The sequence below is a fragment of the Pauljensenia sp. UMB3104 genome (assembly GCF_030217285.1).
Classification (GTDB): domain Bacteria; phylum Actinomycetota; class Actinomycetes; order Actinomycetales; family Actinomycetaceae; genus Pauljensenia.
In genome coordinates this window covers 1-255 of record NZ_JASONN010000415.1, presented here as the reverse complement: position 1 = coordinate 255, position 255 = coordinate 1, and the positions used below count along the sequence as shown (strand labels likewise).

The 255-nt window shown below is 57.3% G+C and carries 1 pseudogene; it reads left to right on the top strand.

Going from position 1 to position 255, the window contains the following annotated elements:
- A pseudogene (locus tag QP415_RS12230) lies at nucleotides 1–135 on the top strand (ABC transporter permease); the annotation flags it as partial.
- Nucleotides 136–255 lie beyond the last annotated feature (120 nt).

Sequence of the window (255 nt, the reverse complement as noted above, 5' to 3'; positions counted from 1 at the left end):
CTCACTCAAATGAGAAGCACCGTGGACACCGCCGGCATGTTTGTCGTCATCACGATCCTGTGCATCATGGCAACAGTTTTGTATGTCATCGTGTATCGCATTGAGCGGTCAAAGCGTTACGCCATCACGCAGTGAAGGAGACATCCCTTGAAGCTTTCCACTTTCGTTCGCGCGACCGTTATTGGGGCCAGCGTCTCGCTGACACTGGGCGCTTGCACAGCCGGTCCCGGCGCAACGCAGTCGGACGCGTCCTCG